The organism is Lysobacter sp. CA196, from assembly GCF_052078695.1.
Lineage (GTDB): Bacteria > Pseudomonadota > Gammaproteobacteria > Xanthomonadales > Xanthomonadaceae > Lysobacter.
This window is the reverse complement of sequence record NZ_JBQJIN010000033.1, coordinates 24,112-48,924: the sequence shown is the minus strand read 5'-3', so window position 1 is coordinate 48,924 and position 24,813 is coordinate 24,112. Positions and strand designations below refer to the sequence as shown.

The following is a 24,813-nucleotide window of genomic DNA, read 5'->3' as shown; positions in this document are numbered from 1 at the left end:
GCGACAACGACGCTAATCGCGGAGTTGATCGCAGCGCTTAGAGAGCCCTGCATTGGTAGCGACGAGCGTATCGGCAGTTGTGCCTGTAGTCGCCTCGTCCGCGGCACCTGCATCTGCAACCTGCACCGCACCGCACCGCACCGCACCGCACCGCACCGACGATGCTGCGCTAACCAGATCACCGCGTCGCCCATCGACAACTCGCCCCCTTTGAAAAAGGGGGCTGGCGCCTGCGCCGCTCGGAAATCCGGTCGGATCGGCTGCGCCGGGGGATTTGCTCCACGCCGCACAGAGGATCGCCGAACTCGCGCCTCCACACCGGCGCTAAGCCAAACGCCCCGAACCGCTTCCCGGCACCCCGATCCTCGGCCCTAAGACCAAAGTATCAGCCGCTATTGCGGCACTGCGCATTGACCCGCGCGGACCCAGGGGCGACGCTGGCTGAGTTCAATCTGGGAGGGTCGTCATGAAAGGTGGTCTAGGCAAACTGGGCTGGGCGGCCCTCGCAGTCCTCGGGGCGTTCTGCCTCGGCACGATCGCGCTGCGGCGCGGCGAACATATCAACGCGTTGTGGATCGTGGTCGCGGCGGTATCGATCTATCTCGTCGCTTATCGCTACTACTCCCTGTTCATCGCCGAGAAGGTGATGCGGCTCGACCCGACCCGGGCCACGCCGGCGATCATCAACAACGACGGGCTCGACTACGTCCCGACCAACAAACACGTCCTGTTCGGCCACCACTTCGCCGCCATCGCCGGCGCCGGACCGCTGGTCGGCCCGGTGCTCGCCGCGCAGATGGGCTATTTGCCCGGGTTGCTGTGGCTGATCGTCGGCGTGGTGCTGGCCGGCGCGGTGCAGGACTTCATGGTCCTGTTCGTCTCCAGCCGCCGCAACGGCCGTTCGCTCGGCGACCTGGTACGCGAGGAGATGGGCCGCATCCCCGGCACCATCGCCCTGTTCGGCGCCTTCCTGATCATGATCATCATCCTCGCGGTGCTGGCGATGATCGTGGTCAAGGCGCTCGCGGAAAGCCCCTGGGGCATGTTCACGGTGATGGCGACCCTGCCGATCGCGGTGATGATGGGCGTATACATGCGCTACATCCGCCCCGGCAAGATCGGCGAAATCTCCGTCGTTGGCTTGATCCTGCTGCTTGCGGCGATCTGGTACGGCGGCAAGGTCGCCGCCGACCCGGTGTGGGGCCCGGCCTTCACCTTCAGCGGCACCCAGATCACCTGGATGCTGATCGGCTACGGCTTCGTCGCCGCGGTGCTGCCGGTGTGGCTGGTGCTGGCGCCGCGCGATTACCTGTCTACCTTCCTCAAGATCGGCACCATCATCGCGCTGGCGATCGGCATCGTCATCGTCATGCCCGACCTGCGCATGCCGGCGCTGACCCAATTCACCGACGGCACCGGCCCGGTCTGGAAAGGCGGCCTGTTCCCGTTCCTGTTCATCACCATCGCCTGCGGCGCGGTGTCGGGCTTCCACGCGCTGATCTCCTCGGGCACCACGCCCAAGCTGCTCGCCAACGAATCGCATATGCGCTACATCGGCTACGGCGGCATGCTGATGGAATCCTTCGTCGCGATCATGGCCCTGGTCGCCGCCTCGGTGATCGAGCCGGGCGTGTACTTCGCCATGAACAGCCCCGCGGCCCTGGTCGGCAGCGACGTGCACGCGGTGTCGGCGACGATCTCGAGCTGGGGCTTCGCCGTCACCCCGGAAATGCTGCAGGCCACCGCCAAGGACATCGGCGAGAACAGCATCCTCGCCCGCGCCGGCGGCGCGCCGACACTCGCGGTCGGCATCGCCCAGATCCTGCACAACGTGTTGCCGGGCGAGAACACGATGGCGTTCTGGTATCACTTCGCGATCCTGTTCGAGGCCTTGTTCATTCTCACCGCGGTCGATGCCGGCACCCGCGCCGGGCGCTTCATGCTGCAGGACCTGCTCGGCAGCTTCGTGCCGGCACTGCGCCGCACCGAAGCCTGGGGCCCTAACCTGCTCGCGACCGGCGGCTGCGTCGCCTTGTGGGGCTACTTCCTCTACCAGGGCGTGGTCGACCCGCTCGGCGGCATCAACACCTTGTGGCCGCTGTTCGGCATCGCCAACCAGATGCTCGCCGGCATCGCGCTGATGCTGTGCACGGTGGTCTTGTTCAAGATGAAACGCGACCGCTACGCCTGGGTGACGATCGTGCCGACGATCTGGCTGTTGATCTGCACCAGCGCGGCCGGTCTGATCAAGATCTTCGACGACAACCCCGCGGTCGGTTTCCTTGCGCAGGCGCACAAGTACCAGGCCGCGATCGCCAAGGGCGAAGTGGTCGCACCGGCGAAGAGCATCGAGCAGATGCAACAGATCATGCTCAACAGCTACGTCAACACGGTGCTGACCGGCTTGTTCCTGTTCGTGGTGTTCAGCGTGCTGGTGTACTCGGTGCGCGCGATCGCCAAGGCGCGTGCCAATCCCGAGCGCAGCGATCGCGAATCCCCGTACGTGGCCTTGAAGCCGCACGAAATGGCGAACGTGTGATGGGCACCGCGCTCGTTCCCGCCAGCCAGTACCAGCTTTACAAACGCACCTGGCATCGCCTGGTGCAGACCGCGCGGCTGTGCTGCGGGGTGCCGGACTACGACAACTATGTACGGCACCTGATGGAGAAACATCCCGAGCGGCCGATTCCGGACTACGCGACGTTCTTCCGCGAGCGCCAGCAGGCGCGCTACGGGGGCGGTCGGTTCGGGTGTTGTTGATCGGGTTCCATTACAACGAGAGGCCGCCTCCGGGCGGCCTTTTTGTTCGGGGTGTCCTCGTATCGCAAGCGGCGCTTTGCGGCCAGGAGTATGAGCAGCGTCGCGCAGGGATTTACTTGGGGTCGCAAGCTACGACCGCGAATCCTGCCAATGCAGATCTTTCGCTGTCTTCGCCAATTTCATGCGCTTCAGCTTCAGCTTTGGCCTTGGCTGTGTTGCTGTTGCTGTTGCTGTTGCTGTTGCTGTGATTTTGATCTGCTTTGTCGCTTTGCCGGTCAATTGAAGACCCGTAGGGCGGCCCGTATGGATGCGGGCCGTGCGCAAGCAGGCCATGGATGGCCTGTCTGGAGCATCCCTGCGTCGGCATCGATCGTGCGGGCCTGTGCCCTTGCAAGGAAGGCCTTTCTTTGGTTAGCTTTGACCGAAGGAACTCCCTGTGGGACTTTTGGGCCAGCAAAAGAAAGTAACCCGGCCGCGTCAGCGGGCGGAAGCTCTGCTCTTGCTTGAAGGATACGCCGGAGGCCGACAGGACGTGGTCGCGACTCGCGTCGCTCCTACCCTAAGAGCCGCGACCGCGTCGCATCAATCTCGCGTCGGCGCGAGCCGCAGCCCGCCAGGGTAGGAGCGACGCAAGTCGCGACCGCGCTGCCGCGGTCTTGCGGCGCATCCTTCGAGAAGGATCTAGATCAAACGCCAAAAGCTTCCGCCACTAAAGCGGCGGGTTACTTTCTTTTGTCTAAAGCAACAAAGTCCCACAGGGAGTTCCTTCGGTCAAAGGTAACCAAAGAAGTTGCTTTGTTTTGAATCACAGGCCCGCACGAGCGAAGCCGACGCAGGGCTCTACATACGGGACATCCCTGTCCCGATGAAAAACGGCCCGCATCCCTGCGGGCCGCCCTCCGGGTCTTCTTTCGCCTTCGCTAGTGCTCGGCTACGCACGGCCACAGCCACAGCCACAGCAAAATCTTCACGGCAACGGCAACGGCAACGGCAACGGTGAATGTTGCCGGCGTTGCAGCCGCCTCGCCTCAGACCGGCGCTGCGCCCGCCAGCGAACGCAGGGTGATGCCGACGATATAGGCCAGCCCCGTACCCGTCGCGTAGCCCAACGTGCCGAGTAAAGCGCCGACCGGCGCCAGCGAAGGATGGAAGGCCGAGGCGACGACCGGTGCCGAGGCCGGGCCGCCGATATTGCTTTGCGAGCCGATCGCGAAATAGAAGAACGGCACCCGCAGCAGGCGCCCTACCATCCACAACAAGGCGATGTGGATCGAGATCCAGATCAGGCCCAGTGCGAACAGCCAGGGCCGGTCGAGCAGCGCCAGGATGTCCATCTGCAGGCCGATGCAGGCGATCAGGAAATACAGCAGCAGGCTACCGATTTTCGAGGCGCCGGCACCTTCGAGCGTGCGCGCGCGGGTGAAGCTCAATGCCAGGCCGGCGAAGGTCGAAATCGCCACGACCCAGAAGAAAGGTTCGTGCAGGCTGACCGTCTTGGCCCAGGACACGTTGGCCGCGAACCAGCCCGACAGCGGCGTCGCGATGGCGTGCGCGAGACCGACCACGCCGAAGGCGATGCCGATGATCATCGCCAGGTCGCTCAGGCTGGTCACGCGTTGGTGCTGGGCCTGGAATTGTTCGATGCGTTGCTTGAGCTCCTCGATGCCGCGGGTGTCGGCGCCGCTGCGCGCATCGATGGCCTGGGCGCGGCTGGCAAGGAAGATCAACACCGCCATCCAGACATAGCCCACGCCGACATCGACCACCGCGAACTGGCCGAAGGTGGTCGCATCGACCTGGAAGATCTCCTTCATCGCCAGCATGTTGGCGCCGCCTCCGATCCAACTGCCGGCCAGCGCGGCCATGCCGCCCCAGGTATCGCCGGCCACGGTTTCCGGATGCACTGCGCCCATCAACATGAAGGCCGCGATCGCGCCGGCCATCACGCTGAGCGACGAGACCGCGTACATCACCAGCAGTTTCGGCCCGAGCTTCAATACGCCCTTGAGGTCGATGGTAAGAGTGAGCAGCACCAGCGCCGCCGGCAATAGCACGCGGCTGGCGACCGGGTTGTACAGCTTGGTGTTCGCACCATCGACCAGACCGATGGTGTTGTAGATGCCGGGGATGAAGTAGCACAGCAGCAAGGCCGGCACGTAGGTGTAGAACTTCTTCCACAACCCGGTCTCGCGCGAGGACGTCCAGAACACCAGCCCGAGCGTTGCCGCGATCAGGCCGAGGACGACGATGTCGTTGCTGATGAGCGCCGTACGGGCGGTTTCTGGCATGCCGGTGTTCCCCAGGAGATAAGCGAGCGCTGATGCGTCCACGTTTTTACTTCGGATGCACGGGGCGGACAAGGGCCGGTAGTGCGGAGCCCGGATTCAGATGGCTGCGTCTGTGGTCCGCTTGTTGCGGTGGGGATACGTAATGAAGCGCTTTTGCGGAGGGGCTACGCGTCGGGAACTGCTTGGCCTGTTGGAAAGGCAAATCCCCCCTGCCCCCCTTTTCCAAAGGGGGGAACAGCACGGGCGGAAGGCAGTTGTTCGTCGCTGGTTACCGAGCCGATACCGGCAGACCTCGGCTGATCGGCGCACAGAACAACGCCCCCTTTGAAAAAGGGGGCTGCGCGCTGCGTTGTTCGAAGTCTGCCGCTGGATTGGCGCGCGGGGGATTTGCTTTACCTGCGAGAAAGGTAACAGCGCCGCCTTCTTCAAAAAGGGGGAACCGATCCACAGGCACTCGGAGCGCGCGGCGATCTTCAAGACCGCCGCGCTGGCGGCTCTCACTCGCCGATGTGCTGCTTCAGCCAGCCGTTGACCGTGTCGTGCCACTGCACGCTGTTCTGCGGCTTGAGCACCCAATGGTTCTCGTTCGGGAAGTACAGGAACTTCGACTCGATGCCCTGGCGCTGCAGCGCGGTGAATACGCCGATGCCCTGCTCCACCGGAATGCGGTAGTCGAGCTGGCCGTGGATCACCAGCATCGGCACCTTCCAGCCCTTGACGTGGTTGACCGGGTTGAACTTCTCGTAGTTCTTCGGCACATCAAAGGGCGTACCGCCCTGCTCCCACTCGGTGAACCACAGCTCTTCGGTGGCGTAACCCATCATGCGCTGGTCGAACACGCCGTCGTGGCTGACCAGGCACTTCCACGGCTGCTGCCAGTTGCCGGCGATCCAGTTGACCATGAAGCCCCCGTACGAGGCGCCGAGCGCGCAAGCCTTGTCGCCGTTGAGGAAGCCGTACTTCTTCTGCGCCGCCGCCCAACCCTTCTGCAGGTCTTCGAGCGGGCGGTCGCCCCAATGCTCGCTGATCGCATCGGTGAAGGCCTGGCCATAACCGGTGGAGCCGTGGAAATCGATCATCACCACCGCATAGCCCTGGCCCGCATAGGTCTGCGGGTTCCAGCGATAGCTCCAGCCGTCGCCGAAGCTGCCCTGCGGGCCGCCGTGGATCAGGAACGCGACCGGGTATTTCTGGCCTTCCTGATAGTTCCACGGCTTGACCACGTAGCCATGCACGGTGTCGCCGTTCCAGCCCTTGAAGTCGAACTGTTCGTATTCACCGAAACGCACGCCCGGAAGGCGTTCGCTGGCGCTCGGGGTGATCGCGCGCTCAGGCGCACCGTCGAGGCCGCCGACGAAGATCTGGTCGCCGCTCTTGAGGCTGTTGCGGGTGAAGGCGAAGGTCTTGCCCGCGAGCTGCGGCGAACCGAGGCTGCCGTCGCCGATCAAACGGGTCGGCTTGCCGCTGGCGATGTCGACACCGAACAAGGGCATCTGGCCGAGGTCCTGGGCCAGGGTGTAGAGGGTCTTGCCGTCGGCCGATAGCACGATGTTCTCGGCCGAGCGGTCCCAGTCCGGCGCGATCTCGCGCGCCTTGCCGCTGGCCAGCTCGAGCGCGAACAGGCCGAAGCGGTCGGCTTCGAAGCCCGGGCGCTTCATCGCCCGGTAGTACAAGGTCTTGCCGTCGGCGGCGAACACCGCGCCGGTGTCCCAGGCTGGGTTGGACGCGGTCAGGTTCTTGGCCGCGCCGCTGCCGTCGGCGGCGACGAGATAAAGATCGAAATTGGTCGACCACGGTTCCTTGGCGTCGGCCTTGCGTGCGCTGAACACCAGCGACTGGCCGTCGGGCGACCAGGTGTATTCGCTGCTATCGCCGAACGGACGCGAAGGCACGTCGCCGATCACGTCGGCGCCGACCAGCTTGGCGGTGGCGACGGTCTTGCCGGCGGCCGGCAGTTCGGTCACGAACAGACGGTTGAGACGGCCGTCGTTCCAGGTGTCCCAGTGGCGGATGAACATGCGGTCGAAGACCATGCCGCTGGCCTTGTTCTTCTCGGCCGCGTCGAGCTTCTTCTTGGTGCAGGCCAGGTCGGCCGCGCACTCGGCATAGGTTTCGGCGTTGAAGGCCACGCGCTTGCCGTCGGGCGAGATCTGGTAACCGCCGACGTCGCCATCGAACGCGGTCACTTGCTTCGGCGCGCCGCGCCCGGCCCAGTCGATCGAATACAGCTGGTTGCTGCCGCTCTTGGCGCTGAGGAAATACACCAGCTTGCCGTCCGGCGAGAACGACGGCGAGTTGACGTTCCAGCCTTCCGGTGTGAGCCGCTTCGGCGGCGCCGCATCGCGCGCGAACAGGTCTTCGATCCACAACGAGGTCGAGGACTTGTTGGCGGCGAAATCGACGCTGCGCTGGGCGAACACCAACACACGTCCGTCGGCCGACAGGGTCGGCGAGGACACCCGGTCCATCGTCGCCAGGTCGCGGACTTCCAGGCCGCGCGGCAGCGGCGGCGTAAGCGAGAAAGCCGGCGCGGATGCGCAGGCCAGCAGCAGGGCCATCGGCAGAAGTGCGTAGCGTGGCGTCATGGCGGAACCTCTAGCGTGGTCGGAGCGGCCGTTCGAGCGCAGGCGCATCGATCGGCACGGGATGGGAGCGGGGATGGAGTGGAACGGCCCGGCGCGACGCCGGGCCGTGGTGCGGATCAGGCTTGCGGTACCGGCGCGTTGCGGCTGCTGCGATAGAACAGCCACACCACCACCGCCAGCACCAGCAGGCCGATGCCGGCGCCGAAATGGAAACTCTCCGGCAAGGCCAGCACGTCGGCGCGCTTGCTGATCACGATCGGGAACGCGATCGCGATACCCATCAGCGCTTCGCCGGTGATCAGGCCGGCGGCGAACAAGGTGCCGGGACGGTGCACGCGATCGACCTCGGCTTCGTCGCTGTTCGCGGTCAAACCGCGGCGACGGCCGACGATGTGCGAGAGCAGACCGCCCAGGAAGATCGGCACCATCAGCTCCAGCGGCAGGTAGATGCCGATCGCGGCAGCGAGCACCGGCACGCGGAACTTGAACTTGCGCGACTTCAGCCATTCGTCGAAAGCGATGATGACCGCGCCGATGCCCATGCCGATGAAGATCATCGTCCACGGCAGTTCGCCGCCGAACATGCCCTTGGCGACCGAAGCCATCAAGGTCGCCTGCGGCGCCGCCAGCGAGTTGGGATGCTCCGCGGTCGGCGCACCGATACCGTAGGCGGCGGCGAGCAGGTTCAGTACCGGCGCCATGATCAACGCGCACGAAAACGTACCGATACCGAGCATCAACTGCTGCTTCCACGGCGTCGCGCCGACGATGTAGCCGGCCTTGAGGTCCTGCAGGTTGTCGCCGCCGACCGCCGCGGCGCAGCACACCACCGCGCCGATCATGATTGCGGCGACGGCGCCGATCGGCGAATCGCGGCCGAGCATGAGCACCAGCACCGCCGAGGCGAACAGGATGGTCGAGATGGTGATGCCCGAGACCGGGTTGTTGGACGAGCCGATCAAGCCGGCCAGGTAGGCCGACACCGACACGAACAAAAATCCGGCGACGATCATGATGATGGTCATCGGCACGCTGACGAACCAGTTGCCGACGATGGCCTGGTACAGCAGCAGCAGCGGCATCACGAACGCGACCAGGGCGATCAGCATCCACTTCATCGGCAGGTCGCGGTCGGTCTCGGCGACCACGCCGCCGCTGCCCTTGCGTGCCGCGGCCAGGCCGCTCTTGATGCCCGAGAGCAGCGACTTGCGCAGCGAGAACAAGGTCCACACGCCGCCGATCAGCATGGTGCCGACGCCGAGGTAGCGCACCTTGGCCGACCAGATGGCGCGGCCGATCTGCTCGGCGCTGCCGTCGGCGATGCGCGCGGCCAGTTCCGGGTCGGAGCCCAGGAAGAACATGTGGTAGATCGGAATCGCGAACTGCCACGACAGGATGCTGCCGGAGACCACCACGATGCCGACGTTGAGGCCGACGATATAGCCCACGCCGAGCAGCGCCGGCGACAGGTTGGTGCCCATGAAGCCCAGGTACTTGCCCATCCAGCCGGAGACGATGGCGTTGTCCGGGATCAGGCGCATGCCGCTTTCGGCGGCGACCTTGACCAGCGCGCCGACGCCGCCGGCCAGGGCCAGGATCTTCAGGCCCGGGCCCGGGTTCTCGCCGGCCTTGAGCACTTCGGCCGCGGCCTTGCCTTCCGGGAACGGCAGCGGGTCTTCGACGATCATCGAACGGCGCAGCGGCACCGAGAACAGCACGCCGAGCAGGCCGCCGAGGCCGGCGATCGCCAGCACCCAGGAGTAACGGAAGTCCTGCCAGTAACCCAGGATCACCAGCGCGGGGATCGTGAAGATCACGCCCGCGGCGATCGAGGAACCGGCCGAGGCGCCGGTCTGGACGATGTTGTTTTCCAGGATCGTGCCGCCGCCGAGCAGGCGCAGCACGCCCATCGAGATGACCGCGGCCGGGATCGCGGTGGCGATGGTGAGGCCAGCGAACAGGCCCAGGTAGGCATTGGCTGCAGCCAGGATCACCGCCAGGAAGACGGATAGCAGGACGGCTCGGAAGGTCAATTGGGGCGTAGCGGACGAGGCCATCGGCGTCTCCATCGCGGGTGATCGTTCAAGTGCGGCAGCGTATGTGCGGAGCCGGCCGGCAAGGACCGGGCGCCACGCAATCCGCCGATGATCGCATCCGCCGCCGGCCGCTGTAAAAGTGCAGTGCGGCAAAAAGCGGGATTGGGCAAAAGCGGTGGCTGGCGCGCTGGCGGCGGGATTTTCCCGGGTTCCGCGGGGAAAGCTTCGTACGGGGCCGGGACGACGGAGGTCTGTCGCGGACCGTGGGCCCCTCACCCCAGCCCTCTCCCGCAAGCGGGAGAGGGAGTACAGAGGGAGAGTTCCGGCCGGACGACGAATCGCAACGTCAGTATCCGCCCTCCACATGTTGCGAGGGCAAACCCCTTCTCCCGTTCACGGGAGAAGGTGGCCCGCAGGGCCGGATGAGGGCAGCGGCCCGTATCCAGTCTCTTACCCTCGCCGCCTCCCCCTTCACATGCCCAGCCCCGGGGCCTCGGCGGGCCGCCCCGTCCTATACTCCCGCCTCCCGGCCCGCTCCTGGACCGTAGGGAATCCGCTCGTGTCCGCAAGCAGCATTTCGAACCCGGCGCCGGTCGCACCGCGCAACGACGACTTCCTCGGCCATCCCAAGGGCCTGTACGTCTGCTTCTTCACCGAAATGTGGGAGCGCTTCTCGTTCTACGGAATGAAGGCGCTGCTGTTGCTGTATCTGCTGAAGTACCACTTGTTCAGCGACGACGCCGGCTACGACCTGATCGGCGCCTACGGCGGCCTGGTGTACGCGGTGCCGGTGATCGGCGGCCTGCTCGCCGATCGCTACCTCGGCATGCGCAAGGCGGTGGTGCTCGGCGGCGTATTGCTGGTGCTCGGCCACCTCGGCATGGCCTACGAAGGCCACGCCGCCAGGATGGTGAACGGCGTGGCGGTGCGCGACGAAACCGCCTTGCAGGTGTTCTATCTGTCGTTGGCCCTGATCATCAGCGGCGTCGGTTTTCTCAAGCCGAACATCTCGACCATCGTCGGCAAACTCTACGAACAGAACGACCCGCGCCGCGATTCCGGCTTCACCCTGTTCTATGCCGGCATCAACGTCGGCGCGCTGTTTTCGGCGCTGATCTGCGCCTTTCTCGGCGAGACCTACGGCTGGAAATACGGCTTCGGCGCCGCCGGCGTCGGCATGGTCGCCGGCTTGTTGATGTTCCTGTGGGGCCAGCGCTATCTGCGCGGTCATGCCGAACCCAGCGACCCCTCGCGCCTGCGCGAACGGGTCGGGATGTTCTCGCGCGAAGTGTGGATCTACCTCGGCACCGCACTCGGCGTGCTGGTGATGTGGGGCACGATCCAGGTCGCCTCCAAGATTACCGTGACCCTCGGCAGCCTCAGCTTCACCGCCGCGCTGGCGATCATGCTGGCGACCTTGCTGGTGTTCCTGATCTGGTTCTTCGGCTTCATCGCCCGCCAGTGCAGCGCGGTCGAACGCCAGCAGATGCTGGCCTTGGTGGTGCTGATCTTCGCGGTGCTGATCTTCTTCACCCTGTACGAGCAGACCTACGGCTCCTGGGTGACCTTCAACGACCGCCTGATGACCAAGGACATGTTCGGCCTCGCCGTCGGCGGCTATGCGCCGACTTTGCCGTGGTCGGCGTTCTCGATGGCGCTGAGCCCGCCGCTGATGGTCGCCGCGCTGGTCGCCAGCGACCGCGGCCGCGACGGACTGGCCAAGCTCCTGGTCGCGCTGCTCGCGCTCGGCCTGGCGCTGGCGACCGCGCACGACGTGGTGCTGGTGCCGCAGACCGCCGGCTCGCTGACTTATCTGGGCGCCTTCTTCATCGTGGTGCTGGCGCCGCTGTTCTCCTGGCTGTGGCCGTGGCTGGCGCGGCGCGGACGCCACCCGAGCAAGCCGGTGACGATGGCGCTCGGCCTGGTCTTCGCCGGCCTCTCGTTCCTGCCGCTGATGGCCGCGGCCAAGGTGTCGGGCAGCGGTCAAATGGCCAGCGTGTGGTATCTGGTCGCGGCGTATTTCATCCTCGAAGTCGGCGAGATGTGTCTGTCGCCGATCGGTCTGTCGGCGGTGACCCAGCTCTCGGTCGCGCGCGTGGTCGGGCTGATGATGGGCGCGTTCTGGCTCGCCACCGCGTTCTCGGAAGTGCTGGCCGCGCAGTTCGCCAAGATCGCTTCGGTCGAGATCCCCGAAGGCGGCACGATCGACATGGCCTCGGCCTCGGCCAACTACGCCGAACTGTTCTCGATGCTGATGTGGCTGGGCATCGGCTCGGGCGTGCTGTTCCTGTTGCTGTCGCCGCTGCTGCGACGCTGGATGAATGGGGTGAAGTGAGGCGGGCGTGGTGAGCAACGAGAAGCGAGGAGTGAGTAGTGAGTAGTGAGCGTCTGCGCATGCCACTCCACTCACTACTCACTCCTCTACACTCATTCCTCGCTCCTACTTGGCCGCGGCAGGCACCGCCGCCTTCGGCGCCGCGGCGACGCGCCCGCCGAGCGACTTCGACAGGAACGCCAGCAGCCGCGTGTAGTACTCGCGTTGGTGTTCTTCGCGATAGAAGCCGTGGCCTTCGGTCTTGTAGTACAGCGTCTCGACCGGCACGCCGGCCTGGCGCAACGCCTTCTCCATTTTTTCGCTGTGCACGATCGGCGCGCGCTGGTCTTCGCCGCCGGCGGCCAGGAACACCGGCACCTTGATGCGGTGGGCCAAACGCGTCGGCGACACCTTGTCGAGTGCTTCCGGGGAGCCCAGCCAGCTGCGCAGATAGGCCTCGCCGGAACCGCGGCGCTGGATGTCGCCGGTGGTATGCATCATCGGCAAGTCGTACACGCCGACGTAGCCGGCGGCGCAGCGATACAGAGCCGGCTCCTTGGCCACGCCCATCAACGAGGCGTAGGCGCCGTAACTCGCGCCGTACAGGCAGATGCGCGAGGGATCGGCGATGCCCTGCTCGATCGCCCAACGCGTCGCGTCGGTGACGTCGTCCTGCATCTTGCCGCCCCACTCGCGCATGCCGGCCTCGAGGAAGGCGCGGCCGTAACCGCCGGAGCCGCGATAGTTCAGCTGCAGCACCGCGTAGCCGGCGTCGGCGAGCAACTGCGCGTCGTCGTCGAAACGCCAGGTGTCCTGGATGCCGAACGGGCCGCCGTGCGGCATGACCACCAACGGCAAGGACTTGCCGCTGCTGTCCTTCGGCGTGGTCAACAGGCCCGACAAGGGCAGGCCGTCGCGCGCGCGCAGGTCGACCGCGCGCATCGGCGCACGCTTGGCCGGGTCGAACCAGGAACGGCGACTCAGCACGTGCGCGGCGTGCTTGTTGGCCTTGTCGAACAAAAACAGGTCGCCGGGACTGCGTTCGTTCCAGACCTGCACCAGAGCCAGTTGGCCGTCGGCGCTCTGCGAAGTGATGCGCACCGCATCGCCCGGGAACGCCGCCTCCAGGCTGCGGTACTGGCGCGCTTCCGGCGAGGCGTTGTCGAAGAATACCGTGCGCGGCTTGCCGTCGGCGAAGAACACGCCGACCGGGATGCGGGTGTTGTTGCGATAGATGATGCGATCCGGATCGGCGGTCTTGTCGCGCAAGACCTCCTTGCGGGTCCGGGTGGCGAGGTCGAAGGCGACGATCGCATCCGGCCCCTGCGTTTGTTCGCTCTGGAAATAGGCCACGGCGTCGTCGGCGGAGAAGCCGATGGGACGGTCCATGACCTCGTCTTGCGCATCCGAACCGAGCAAGGTCCATTCGCCCTTTTCGTCGGCCCGGTAGAACAGCTTGCGCCGCAGGTCGGTGCCGTAGCCGAGCGCGAAGCGGACCACGCCGGCGTTGTCGGTCATGTAGCGGGCGTTGCGCACCGGCGCGATCGCGAGCCGGCTGCGCTGGCCGGTGATCGTGTCCAGCCGTTCGGCGCGGGTATAGGCATCGGCGCTGAACTGCTGCACCGAAATCACCACGCTCTTGTCGTCGGCCGGCAGATCGTCGACCAGGAAGCCGGCGACGTCCTCGACTTTCTTCGGCTGGATGCGCGTGCCGGCGCCGCGGCTTTGCACGCGGTAGCCGATCAGCACATCGGCGCCGGTGCCGTTGGCGTTGATCGCGAACAGCTCGCCGGTCGAGATCGGTTCGTCGCGCGAGCCGAGCTTCTGGGCCATGCCGATCAGCACGCGGGTCGGGCTGACCCACCAGAAATCGTCGACGTGATTGTTCTTGCCGACCCGGAATACGCCGGTGCGTTTCATGTCGGCGCGGCTGAAGATCACCAGCGCGGTCTCGTCTTCCATCGGCACCGAGGCGGCATAGAACTCGCCGGTCGGCGACAGCTTGACGTCGGTGAAAGTGTCCGGTTTGACGAAGGCCTCGACGTCCACCGCCTGCGCCGCGGCGTTTGCGCTCACCACATTTTCCGCGGCGCCCGCGATCGGCGCAGCCGCCAGCCCCGCCAGCAACAGCGCGCTTGTCCAATGCTTCATTGCGATCCCCTGTAGTCCATGAATGGTTCCGTCAAGAACCGACAACATCCGCCGCCGGTCGGCGCGGACTGCCGTCATGGAGGAACGCTCGCAAGCTGCGCACTCCCTACGTCTTCAAAGCCGGCTTCGGCCGGCCTGCCGGTTCGCCCTCGCCCATCCCCGCGGCGCTGCGACGACCCGTCGCGTCCGCGACGCGCCGATCATAGAAGGCCGACGACGCTCACACAATTGGGTCGCCGTAGTGTGCTGCGCGGCCCATGGAGGCGGGCGATACCGCGGATGTGCGGGCTCAGGCGGTGGCGTCGAGCGTGGTCTTGAGCGCGTCGCGCCAGTGCGGAATCGACAGGCCGTACTCGGCCTGCAGACGCCGGGTGTCGAGCACCGAATAGTTCGGCCGCCGCGCCGGCGTCGGGTAGTCGGCGGTGGTGATCGGCAGCACCTGCGGGCGGCGTTCGATCAGGCCGCGGGCTTGGGCTTGCTCGAAGATCGCCTCGGCGAAACCGTGCCAGCTGGTCTGTCCGCCGGCCACGATGTGGCGCACGCCGGACTCGACGATGCCCTGGCGCAACACCGCGGCCGCAGCATCGGCGAGCAACCAGGCCGGGGTCGGCGAACCGTGCTGGTCGGCGACCACGCGCAGTTCGTCGCGCTCGGCGCCGAGGCGCAGCATGGTGCGCAGGAAGTTGTGCCCGTGGGTCGCATAGACCCAGGCCGTGCGCAGGATCAGATGCGTGGCGCCGCTGGCGCGGATCGCTTCTTCGCCGGCCAGCTTGCTCTCACCGTAGACGCTGAGCGGACCGGTCGGGTCGCTCTCGAGATAAGGACGCGTGCCGTTACCGTCGAAGACGTAGTCGGTCGAGTAATGGATCAGGCCGATGCCGTCGGCCGCGCAGAGCTCGGCCAGCCGCGCCGGCGCCTGCGCATTGATCGCGAACGCCAGCTCGCGCTCGCTTTCGGCGCGGTCCACCGCGGTGTAGGCGGTGGCGTTGACGACCCGGTCGGGGCGCACACGACGCAGCAAGGGCTCGATCGCATCGGCCTGGGCCAGGTCGAGCGTTTCGCAGGCGCTGCCGTCGGCGGCGAGCCGGCCGCTGCGCGTCGTGACGATCACCTCGCCGAGCGGGGCGAGACTGCGGCGCAGCTCATGGCCGACCTGACCGTCGCCGCCGAGCAACAACAGCCTCATGGCGTATAGACCGGCAGGCGGTCTTCGGCGACGTCCTTCAGCAAGGGCGCAACGGCGTCCTTGGCAGACAGGGAGGGGTCGCTGACCGGCCAATCGATCGCCAAGTCCGGGTCGTCCCAACGCACGCCGGCATCGGCCTTGGCGTCGTAGGTGTTGGTGCACAGATAACTGAACACCGCGCGTTCGCTGAGCACGGCGAAGCCGTGCGCGAACCCTTCCGGAATCCAGAAATGGCGCTTGTTTTCGGCGTTCAGCACGACTGCGGTCCAGCGCCCGAAATGCGGCGAGCCGCGACGGATGTCCACCGCCACGTCCCAGACCTCGCCTTCGATCACCGAGACGTACTTGCCTTGCGGGTTCGGCCATTGGTAATGCAGACCGCGCAGCACACCGCGTGCGGACGACGACACGTTGCCCTGGACGAAGCGCGGGTTGAGACCGGCCTCCGCGAGCTTGTCCTGGTTGAACGACTCGTAGAAAAACCCGCGGGCATCGCCGAACACTTGCGGTTCGATGACGACGCAGCCGGGCAGATCGGTTTCGATAATCTTCAAGAGCGATTCCTTTACGGCACGAAGCCGCGCTCGGCCAGACCGAGCAGATATTGACCATAGCCGTTCTTCGCCAGGGGACGAGCGAGCTCGGCCAGCTGATCGTTGTCGATCCAGCCGTTGTTCCAGGCGATTTCCTCAGGGCAGCAGATGCGCAGCCCCTGGCGGGCTTCGATGGTTTCGATGAAATTGGAGGCTTCGAGCAGCGACTGGTGGGTGCCCGTGTCGAGCCAGGCATAACCTCGGCCCAGCTGTTCCAGGTGCAAGGCCCCTTCTTCGAGGTAAAGCCGATTGAGATCGGTGATCTCGAGTTCGCCGCGCGCCGAAGGCTTCAGGCTCGCGGCGAGATCGCTGGCTCGGCCGTCGTAGAAATACAGACCCGTCACCGCATAGTGCGAGCGCGGCTTGAGCGGCTTTTCTTCCAGGCCGATCACCTTGCCTTCGCCATTGAATTCGGCGACGCCGTAACGTTCCGGGTCGCTGACCCAATAACCGAACACGGTCGCGCCTTCCTGGCGCTGATCGGCGCGCTTGAGAATCGAGGTCAGGCCCGGACCGTGGAAGATGTTGTCGCCGAGCACCAGGCAGCTCGGCTGACCGTCGACGAAGTCGCGACCGATCAGATAGGCCTGCGCCAGTCCGTCCGGACTCGGCTGTTGCGCATACTCGATACGCATGCCCCATCGCGAACCGTCGCCGAGCAGGGTCTTGAACAGAGCCTGCTCGTGCGGCGTGTTGATGATCAGCACTTCGCGAATCCCCGCCAGCATCAGCACGCTGAGCGGGTAGTAGATCATCGGCTTGTCGTACACCGGCAACAGCTGCTTGCTGATGCCCTGAGTGATCGGATACAACCGCGTGCCGGAGCCGCCGGCGAGGATGATGCCCTTACGGTTCATGCGTGCTTCCTCTTGAGCGGCCGCTCAGGCCTGGCCGATGCGTTCGAGTCGATAGCTGCCGTCGAGCACACGCTGCACCCAGGCCTGGTTGTCCAGATACCAGTCGACCGTACGGGCGATGCCTTCTTCGAAGGTGACCGTGGGCGCCCAGCCGAGCTCGCCCTTGAGCTTGTCGGCGTCGATCGCGTAGCGGCGATCGTGACCCGGACGGTCCGCGACATAGGCGATCAAGGATTCGCGGGCGCGGCCGTCGGCGAGCGGACGACGCTCGTCGAGTAGTGCGCAGATCGTCTTGACCACGACGATGTTCGCGCGCTCGGCATCGCCGCCGACGTTGTAGGTCTCGCCGATGCGCCCTGCTTCCAGCACACGCGAAATCGCCGAGCAGTGATCGCCGACGAACAGCCAGTCGCGGACGTTGAGGCCGTCGCCGTAGACCGGCAGCGGCTCGCCGGCCAGCGCCTTGGCGATGATCAGCGGGATGAGCTTCTCGGGGAACTGGAACGGCCCGTAGTTGTTCGAGCAGTTCGTGGTCAGCACCGGCAGACCGTAGGTGTGATGGAACGCTCGCACCAGGTGGTCGGAAGCGGCCTTGGAGGCCGAGTACGGCGAGTTCGGCGCGTATGGGGTGGTCTCGGTGAACTTGCCGGTCTCGCCGAGGCTGCCGTAGACCTCGTCGGTCGACACGTGCAGGAAACGAAACGCGTCGCGCGCCGGCGCATCGAGCTGCTTCCAATAGTCGCGCACCTGTTCGAGCAGGCTCAGCGTGCCGACGACATTGGTCTGCACGAACGCCGCCGGGCCTTCGATCGAGCGGTCCACATGGCTTTCGGCGGCGAAATTGATCACCGCTTCCGGACGGTGCTCGGCGAGCAGATGCTTGAGCAGTGCGGCATCGCCGATGTCGCCCTGGACGAACACGTGGTTCGGGTTGCCGTCCAGACTGCTGAGGGTGTCCAGATTGCCCGCATAGGTCAGCACGTCGAGATTGACGATCTTGACCCCTTTGCGAACCGCATCGAGAACGAAGTTACCGCCAATGAATCCGGCGCCGCCGGTCACAAGCCAAGTAGGCACTCAGGACACTCCTTTATTGATCGACTGAGATCGAACCGGCAGAGGCCGCTTGTGCCCCGCAACATCGCAACAGCGGCCTCGGCGCACCGTTCGACGAGCGTACGCGGCCGGCTCGACAAGAGCGCGATTGTAATGCCTATCCGGTTTAGGCCAGCAATCGACGCGATCGGCGCTTAAGACAGCTGACAGCTTCCCACCACGTCCGACAGGCCCGCTGAACGACTGGCCAGGCCTCGGATCGCCAACACCGGCAAGGTCCGTCTGTGATCGAAGGCGAATCACAGTGCCTGGCGCGCGGGCGGCTGCAGGACCCGCAGTTCCATGGCATCGCCGAATCGCTTGCCGGCCACTGCCCTTACCGCACCAAAGCAGGCAGGCAGATACCGCCTCCGCCCTGCAATCGATCGATCGATCGGCTACCGGTGCCGGAGGCCATCCTTCTCACCCATCGCCCGAGGCCCAATGCCCGCTCCGCCCGGGCCGGACATCACCCAAGTCGGGGCATGCCTACAAGGGCAGCCTCCAATCCATGTTCTTTTCCTACATGGAATTTTTTATCCACTGACAAATATGAAACATATCCACTGACTATCTTTAATTACAAGAGAAACCAATACCCGGACGAAATTCCACCGAAAAAAATAAATTCCTTATTATTCATATAGATAATTCATCATCACGACCAAAATAAGACCTGATTACCATTACAGAACTCGTAAGTGTTAATCAAAACATATATCAAAATATTCTAATAAATTTCGAAGAAATTTAGCTACATTCCACCTCAACGACACGAATGTTCGTACACGCAGTCGCATCGCTGCATCGACATCAGCGATGAACGATTCGAGATCAGGGAGATCGCCGCGCGGACTAGGTCGCATCACGAGGGGCATGGGGATGCAGGCTTTCCTGGACCACACCGAAACACCGCGATGCCTGCGCTTTGCGCAGCCACCGGGTTGCGACCCGATCGCGGTTCGCTCTGTCAGGGCTGAGGCACTGACCGCCGCGCTGGCCGCACCCATCGCGCGCCCGACCAGCACGGTCTCCGCCCGCCCCGGTGGCGGCCACGCCCCCCAGACTTCCAGCCAAACCCACTCCTGTTTTCGCGGGCTCGATTGGCATCGCTTCTCTCTCCGGATGCCAATCGATAGCCCGCGCTTCGACACCCGCCACACCCGCTTGCGCTATAGCGATGCGGCCGCGTCTAGCGACGGCCGAGCGAGGCGCATCGCGGCGGCGAGCATCTCGCCGCAGCACGCAGCGCATTTCCCGCACAACCAGCGGCGAATCCGCCCGACACGGCGCTGCCTGCTCCCGACGTTCTACGAAACCGAAACCGCCGGCACGCGAAAACGCTAGGCGCCGGACGACCGCCCTCCCCCACGGCGGTCCGCGGTGCAGTCCTTGTTCGACCCGCCTCGGCGCCGCGCACACCTCGCCGGCCACCCGAGCGCAAGAGCAAGTGTTCGATGGACTCGCTCAAGCAGTACGCGTCGCGAGTCTTCCACCAGGTGAAAGGGGCAGCCATGACCGACCGCGCGACCTGAGCTCCACGACGCCTCATCCATCGCACTTCGCGCGGGCGCGCGGCCAGTGCGCTCCACCGCCGCCCGGAACCGCCGCGACGGATTCCATACGAACAAGAGAGAAACCCGATGCCTGCAAGAACATCCCATACGCGACTGATGCGCTCCGTACTCAGTCTTGCCCTTAGCGCCAGCCTGTTCTCCGGCGCCGTCATGGCCCAGAGCGCGATCGGCTCGATCTTCGGCCGCGCCGCTCCCGATGCCGCCATCAGCATCGAGAACATGGGCACCGGCGCCAAACGCACGGCCAAGGCCGGCGGCGACGGCCGTTTCACCTTCAATCAGCTGCCGCCCGGCGACTATCGCGTCACCGCCGGCGCCGACAAGCGCGACGTGCATGTGCCGGTAGGCACCGGCGTCAACGTAAGCTTCACCGCCAAATCGACGACAAGTCCCGGCCAGGCGACCGATCTCGCCGAGGTCGTAGTCCACGGCTCGAAGCTCAATCCGATCGACGTCTCGTCGGTCGAATCGACCACGGTCATCAGCGCCAAGGAACTGCTGAGGCTGCCGGTCGCGCGCGAACTGAGCTCGGTCGCGTTGCTGGCGCCGAGCGTGGTCAAGGGCGATGCCGGCTACGGCAACCTGGTCTCGATCGGCGGCTCCTCGGTGGCCGAGAACGGCTACTACATCAACGGCTTCGACATCACCAACATGCGCGACATGTTGTCGTACTTCGACATGCCCTTCGAGGCAGTGAGCGAAGTGCAGGTCAAGACCGGCGGCTACGGCGCCGAGTTCGGCCGCTCGCTCGGCGGCGTGCTCAGCGTGGTGACCAAGCGCGGCACCAACGAGTGGAAAGGCGGCGCCAGCGTGTACTGGGAGCCGAATTGGCTGCGCGAACGCAGCCCCAACGTTCGCCAGCGCGATCCGCACTTGGCCGCGGCCGGCGACGGCAACCAGGAAACCATCCCCTGGTTCCGCTACACCAGCCCGGACAACGCCTTCGACAGTGCGAAGTTCAACCTTTATCAGGGCGGACCGATCGTCCGCGACAAGCTGTTCTTCTTCGCCCTGCTTCAAGGCCGCTACGACGAGAGCCAAGACTACTACTACCGGAGCGCATTCAAGACGCGCAACAGCAGTCCGCAAGGCGTGATCAAGCTGGACTGGAACATCACCGACGACCACAGCCTGGAGTTCACCGGCGTCTACGCGCCGAGGGACGTCTCCACGCGGGAGTACCGCGGTGTCGATGCCAATGAGGACGGCTATCCGGACCGGCCCTACGGCAACGGCGACGCCCTGGACTTCTTTCAGGCGCGAGACACCGGCGGCGGCGGTCACCTCGGACTACTGAAGTACACCGGCCGCTTCGGCGACGACTTCATACTGTCGGCGCAAGGCGGGCGCATGGAATCGGTTCGCGACTACGACAAGCAGTTGCCCCGCGGCGTCGACTGTCCCGCCGTGTACGACTCCCGCGGCGCCGTCCAGGGTATAGCCAGACACATGGGCTGCTGGAACATCGACCGACTGCAATACGTCGACACCACGATCAAGCAAAAGGACATCCGCGACGGCTACCGCATCGACGGCGAGTGGCGCACCGACGCTCACACGATCCGCTTCGGCGTCGATTACGAAAAGAACCGTTCCAACACCCTGAGCGAGAAGCAGAGCGGCGACAACGAGTACTTCCGCTACTTCAACGCCGACCCGAACGGCAAGATCCTCGGCGTTTCCGGCTTCACTCCCGGCGCCGAATACGTGCGCCTGCGCAGGCTGTTCACCGGCAGCGGCGTGTTCTCGGCGATCAATACCGCGGTCTACCTGGAGGACAACTGGCAGGCGACGGACAACCTGCTCCTGTACGGCGGACTGCGTCGGGAAACCTTCGACAACAAGAACATGCTGGGCAAGACGTTCATCAAGATCGACAACCAATGGTCGCCGCGCCTCGGTTTCACCTGGGATGTCAACGGCGACTCGAGTTTCAAGATCTACGGAACCGCGGGGCGCTACTTCATCCCGGTACCCAACATGCTCGCGATCACCCTGTCGAACTACTACGACTATGTTCTGAGCTATCACACCTTCCAAGGCATGGACCCGGCCACGTCGGCGCCGTCGAATCTATCCCAGCCGCTGACCGTCAACACCAATGGCGTGGTCGCCAACGAATTTCACAGCCACAACGGCCCCCGCCCGCCCGACCCGCGCACCATCGCCAGCACCGGCCTGGAGCCGATGAGCCAGGACGAGTTCATTCTCGGCGCGCAATGGAGCATGTTCGACGACTGGACCTTCGGCGCTCGCGGCATCCGGCGCAACGTAAACAACGGCTTCGATAACTATTGCACCTACACGCCGTACGTCGCTTGGGCGGAGGAGAACGGCTCGGCGTTGACGCGAAACGACTTCCGCCGCCTGCAGTCCAGTTGCATCTTCATCAATCCGAATCAGGACGCCACCATCGGCATGCACCTGGACGGAGACATCAACGGCCCGTTGACCAACGTCACCCTGCCCGCGCGCTATTTCAATCTTCCCAGCTACAAGCGCAAATACAACGCAATCGAGCTGACGGCCGAGAAGAAGACGCCGACCTGGTCGCTGCGCGGCTCCTACACCTGGGCTCATAGCTACGGCAATGTCGAAGGCTACGCCAACTCGACCGAAGTCGACGGCGCAATCGCCCACAGCATCGACTTCAACAACCGCACGCTGCAAGAGGGCTCCTACGGCGATCTCGCCAACGATCGCAAGCATACGTTGAAGGTCTTCGGCAGCTATAACCTGACCGAAGAGTGGCGCTTCGGCGGCAACCTGACCGTACAGTCGGGCCTGCCCCGCAGCTGTCGCGGCCGTCTACCGACCTGGGATCAGGACAAGCACAATGGCGAGATCCCTGCCTACTACTCGGCCGAAGACGTTATCGCCTCCCAGGATGGCGGCTGGACCGGGCCCAATACCAACTGGTGCCACGACAGGCCATTCCAGGACAGTTGGACCGATACCTCGGGCAATGTCCATCAGTACACCAACTACGGCGTACGACTGAGCCAGCGCGGCGAAATGGGGCGTACCCCGTGGTGGTGGAACTTCGACTTCCAGGTCGCCTACACCCCGAACTGGGCGGACAAGAAACTTACTTTGCAGATGGACGTGTTCAATCTGTTCAACCGCCATAAGGCGCTGAAGCAGAACGAAGCCTACGATCGCCGCATCAACGTCGAGGACGATCCGAACATTCCCGGTCCGTCCGCAGCGCCCGGCGAATACTTCGAACTGTGGGGGCCGAATCCGAACTGGGGCCAGACGACCACGTTCCAGACGCCTCGCTACGTTCAGTTGTCGGCACGCTACGAATGGTGATTTGAACCGAACCGCTGCGGGCTGCCGGCAATGCCGGTGGCTCGCGGCATTTCATGTGGCCTACGCGACGCGGCAAGCATGAACCATCCCTTCGGACGCGATGACCGGACGGACAATCCCACAGCAACGGAGAATGATGCGATGAAAAAGCAATCCATCGGCCTGTTGGCGATGCTGCTCTGTATGAACGCGGCCGCGACCGACCTCAGCCCGAATACGATCGGCGGCGGCGATATCCCCGGCAACTACGCCGCGATCGACTTCTACATGAAGAATCGCGACTGGGCGCCGACGCTGACCCTGTCCAACGACGCGGCCGATCAATCGATCGTCGCCATCCACACCACCGCCTCGATGAAGAGCAACCTGATCGCCGGCAATACCGACTACCCCTTGAGTTCGTTGACCTTGAATACCGGCGACGAAGTGTCCTTCGTCTACCAAGCCTCCAAGCAACAGTGGAGCATGAACGCCCCCAGCCTCAGCCCGAACAGCAACGGCGGCAGCGGCGACATTCCCGCCTATACCACCGGCAAACTGCTCCGCTTCGACCTCGCCGACCGCGACTGGGCGCAAACGGTCACTCTGCCGGCAAGCGCTCCCGACGGGAGCGTCGTCGCGATCGCGTCGACCGCCACCTGGACCTCTCGCATCAGCGCCCAGAACGTGATGTTCGCCGGCACCTTCAATCTACGAACAGGCGACCGGTACGCGTTCGTCTATCGCGCCAGCCTGCAACGCTGGGTCAGCGTCAAGACCCCGGAGCAGGCCTTGAACGCCGCCGCCGTCGGAGCGCAAATGGCCGCACCGGTGGTTCCGTACACGAAGGTCAGCTTCAGCAACGGCAACTGGCTGCCGGAGATCAGTCTGCCCGCCACCGCGGGCGATCGCGACCGCATCAGTCTGAGCTCCGATGCGACCTGGACGGCGAACATCTCGAATCAGAATCTGGAAGCCGCCGGTTCGTTGAAGCTGTATACGGGTGCGCGCTACGACTTCATCTTCATCAAGGAGAAGAACCGCTGGGTGCTGCAGTCGAGTCCGGAAACGGCCTATACCGCCAATAGCCTCGGCGGCTCGCAACTGCCCGACATGAAGTCGCCGACGGCGCGTTACACCGCATCGGACGGTAATTGGACGGCGTCGCTGCGCCTGCCCGTAACCGCCTCGCCCGGCGACCGCCTGGTGGTCAAGAGCGACGCCAGCTGGGACTTCAACGTCAGCGGCCAGAACACCACCTTCGGCACCGTGCCGGTGCGCAAAGGCGAGACCCTGCGCTTCGTCCGCAATGCTGCCGGGGCGTGGGCCCTCGATACCCGCATCATCACCATGCTGCTGATCTATAGCGAAGAAGCCGCTGCGCAGCTCGGCGAGATCGCGGCGCAGATGCGCTTGCTGGAAGGCTTGCGGCTGACCAACGATGCGCTGGAAAACTCCAAGGTCAACTTCTACGTCAAGACAGTCGGTCTGCTCAAGCGTCAGTTCCAGGCCGAGACCCTGGGCGACATCCTCAATGTCGTGCTCAAAGACTCGGTAGTGGCGTCGACCCGCACCCAACTGGCGGCGGACGCGGTCTATTACGAGGGCACCGAAGAGGGCTGCGGTCTGGCCGGGGTAAACGCGCCCAAGGAATACATGCTGGGCTCGGGATCCTTGAACTGCGGCATCACCGTGATGCGCCATGAGTTCGGCCACAACATGGGACTCAACCACGGCGACGATTCGACCGGAGGCTCGGCGCCCTACGCCAAGGGCTACAGCCTGATCGAGGACATCATGGGCGGCAACGCCATCGCGTACTACTCGAACCCGAACCTGTGCACCTCCGATGACAACGTCGCGATGGGGCTGCCGATGGGCATCGCCAACGTGACCGACTCGGCACGCGCCTTGAACGAACGTTCGCTGGCGGTCTCGCAGTACTACTGATGGCCGGCACGATCCGCCTGGCGGTTCACCGCCAGGCGGGAGGATCTGGCTTGGCTGCGAAACGTCCGCATGCCCCATTGGATGCAATCGCTTGCCGGGCAAGGGTCCAGTCGCATACCCAATGCGC

General features: G+C 64.8%; 14 protein-coding genes. 6 read left to right on the top strand and 8 right to left on the bottom strand.

Annotation, left to right across the window (positions count from 1 at the left end; all coding sequences use genetic code 11):
• Positions 1 to 466 precede the first annotated feature (466 nt).
• Both ACTOWK_RS20795 and ACTOWK_RS20790 read left to right on the top strand, forming a co-directional pair.
• A complete protein-coding gene (locus ACTOWK_RS20795; protein ID WP_441331992.1) occupies positions 467 to 2,539 on the top strand; it encodes a carbon starvation CstA family protein in 2,073 nt (690 codons plus the stop codon).
• The gene (locus ACTOWK_RS20790; protein ID WP_031374011.1) at positions 2,539 to 2,760 is read left to right on the top strand and encodes a YbdD/YjiX family protein; all 222 of its coding nucleotides are present in this window, start codon (positions 2,539 to 2,541) and stop codon (positions 2,758 to 2,760) included. The genes ACTOWK_RS20795 and ACTOWK_RS20790 overlap by 1 nt, the downstream gene beginning before the upstream one ends.
• A gap of 1,028 nt (positions 2,761 to 3,788) precedes the next feature.
• Here the strand turns inward: ACTOWK_RS20790 and ACTOWK_RS20785 are convergent.
• The 3 genes from ACTOWK_RS20785 to ACTOWK_RS20775 form a co-directional block, all read right to left on the bottom strand.
• The gene (locus ACTOWK_RS20785) at positions 3,789 to 5,048 is read right to left on the bottom strand and encodes a DUF819 family protein (RefSeq protein WP_441331991.1); all 1,260 of its coding nucleotides are present in this window, start codon (positions 5,046 to 5,048) and stop codon (positions 3,789 to 3,791) included.
• A gap of 497 nt (positions 5,049 to 5,545) precedes the next feature.
• Positions 5,546 to 7,633, bottom strand: a complete 2,088-nt coding sequence (locus tag ACTOWK_RS20780) for a prolyl oligopeptidase family serine peptidase (protein WP_441331990.1) — start codon at positions 7,631 to 7,633, stop codon at positions 5,546 to 5,548.
• A gap of 116 nt (positions 7,634 to 7,749) precedes the next feature.
• Complete coding sequence (locus tag ACTOWK_RS20775; protein ID WP_441331989.1) at positions 7,750 to 9,690, bottom strand: OPT family oligopeptide transporter; 1,941 nt, start codon at positions 9,688 to 9,690, stop codon at positions 7,750 to 7,752.
• Between the two features lie 538 nt (positions 9,691 to 10,228).
• Here ACTOWK_RS20775 and ACTOWK_RS20770 point away from each other — a divergent pair.
• On the top strand, positions 10,229 to 12,004 hold the full coding sequence (locus ACTOWK_RS20770) for a peptide MFS transporter (RefSeq protein WP_441331988.1): 1,776 nt from the start codon (positions 10,229 to 10,231) through the stop codon (positions 12,002 to 12,004).
• A gap of 105 nt (positions 12,005 to 12,109) precedes the next feature.
• Here ACTOWK_RS20770 and ACTOWK_RS20765 read toward each other — a convergent pair whose 3' ends face one another.
• The 5 genes from ACTOWK_RS20765 to rfbB all read right to left on the bottom strand — a co-directional run bounded on the left by ACTOWK_RS20765 (position 12,110) and on the right by rfbB (position 17,847).
• Entirely contained in the window at positions 12,110 to 14,134 is a 2,025-nt protein-coding gene (locus tag ACTOWK_RS20765; RefSeq protein WP_441331987.1) for an alpha/beta hydrolase family protein, read from the bottom strand.
• Positions 14,135 to 14,423: 289 nt separating this feature from the next.
• Positions 14,424 to 15,320, bottom strand: coding sequence for a dTDP-4-dehydrorhamnose reductase (gene rfbD, locus ACTOWK_RS20760; RefSeq protein WP_441331986.1), 897 nt, complete (start codon positions 15,318 to 15,320; stop codon positions 14,424 to 14,426).
• Positions 15,317 to 15,874 carry a dTDP-4-dehydrorhamnose 3,5-epimerase gene (gene rfbC / locus ACTOWK_RS20755; protein WP_441331985.1) on the bottom strand — a complete coding sequence of 186 codons (558 nt, stop codon included), beginning with the start codon at positions 15,872 to 15,874 and terminating at the stop codon, positions 15,317 to 15,319. Before rfbC ends, rfbD begins: the two co-directional genes overlap by 4 nt.
• Before the next feature lie 11 nt (positions 15,875 to 15,885).
• On the bottom strand, positions 15,886 to 16,770 hold the full coding sequence (rfbA, locus tag ACTOWK_RS20750) for a glucose-1-phosphate thymidylyltransferase RfbA (protein WP_441331984.1): 885 nt from the start codon (positions 16,768 to 16,770) through the stop codon (positions 15,886 to 15,888).
• A 24-nt stretch (positions 16,771 to 16,794) separates the two neighbouring features.
• The gene (gene rfbB / locus ACTOWK_RS20745; protein ID WP_441331983.1) at positions 16,795 to 17,847 is read right to left on the bottom strand and encodes a dTDP-glucose 4,6-dehydratase; all 1,053 of its coding nucleotides are present in this window, start codon (positions 17,845 to 17,847) and stop codon (positions 16,795 to 16,797) included.
• A 900-nt stretch (positions 17,848 to 18,747) separates the two neighbouring features.
• Here rfbB and ACTOWK_RS20740 point away from each other — a divergent pair.
• The 3 genes from ACTOWK_RS20740 (at position 18,748) to cpaA (ending at position 24,686) form a co-directional block, all read left to right on the top strand.
• A complete protein-coding gene (locus tag ACTOWK_RS20740; RefSeq protein WP_441331982.1) occupies positions 18,748 to 19,212 on the top strand; it encodes a hypothetical protein in 465 nt (154 codons plus the stop codon).
• A gap of 326 nt (positions 19,213 to 19,538) precedes the next feature.
• On the top strand, positions 19,539 to 22,757 hold the full coding sequence (locus ACTOWK_RS20735; protein ID WP_441331981.1) for a TonB-dependent receptor: 3,219 nt from the start codon (positions 19,539 to 19,541) through the stop codon (positions 22,755 to 22,757).
• Positions 22,758 to 22,898: 141 nt separating this feature from the next.
• Positions 22,899 to 24,686, top strand: coding sequence for a metalloendopeptidase CpaA (gene cpaA, locus ACTOWK_RS20730; RefSeq protein WP_441331980.1), 1,788 nt, complete (start codon positions 22,899 to 22,901; stop codon positions 24,684 to 24,686).
• Positions 24,687 to 24,813 lie beyond the last annotated feature (127 nt).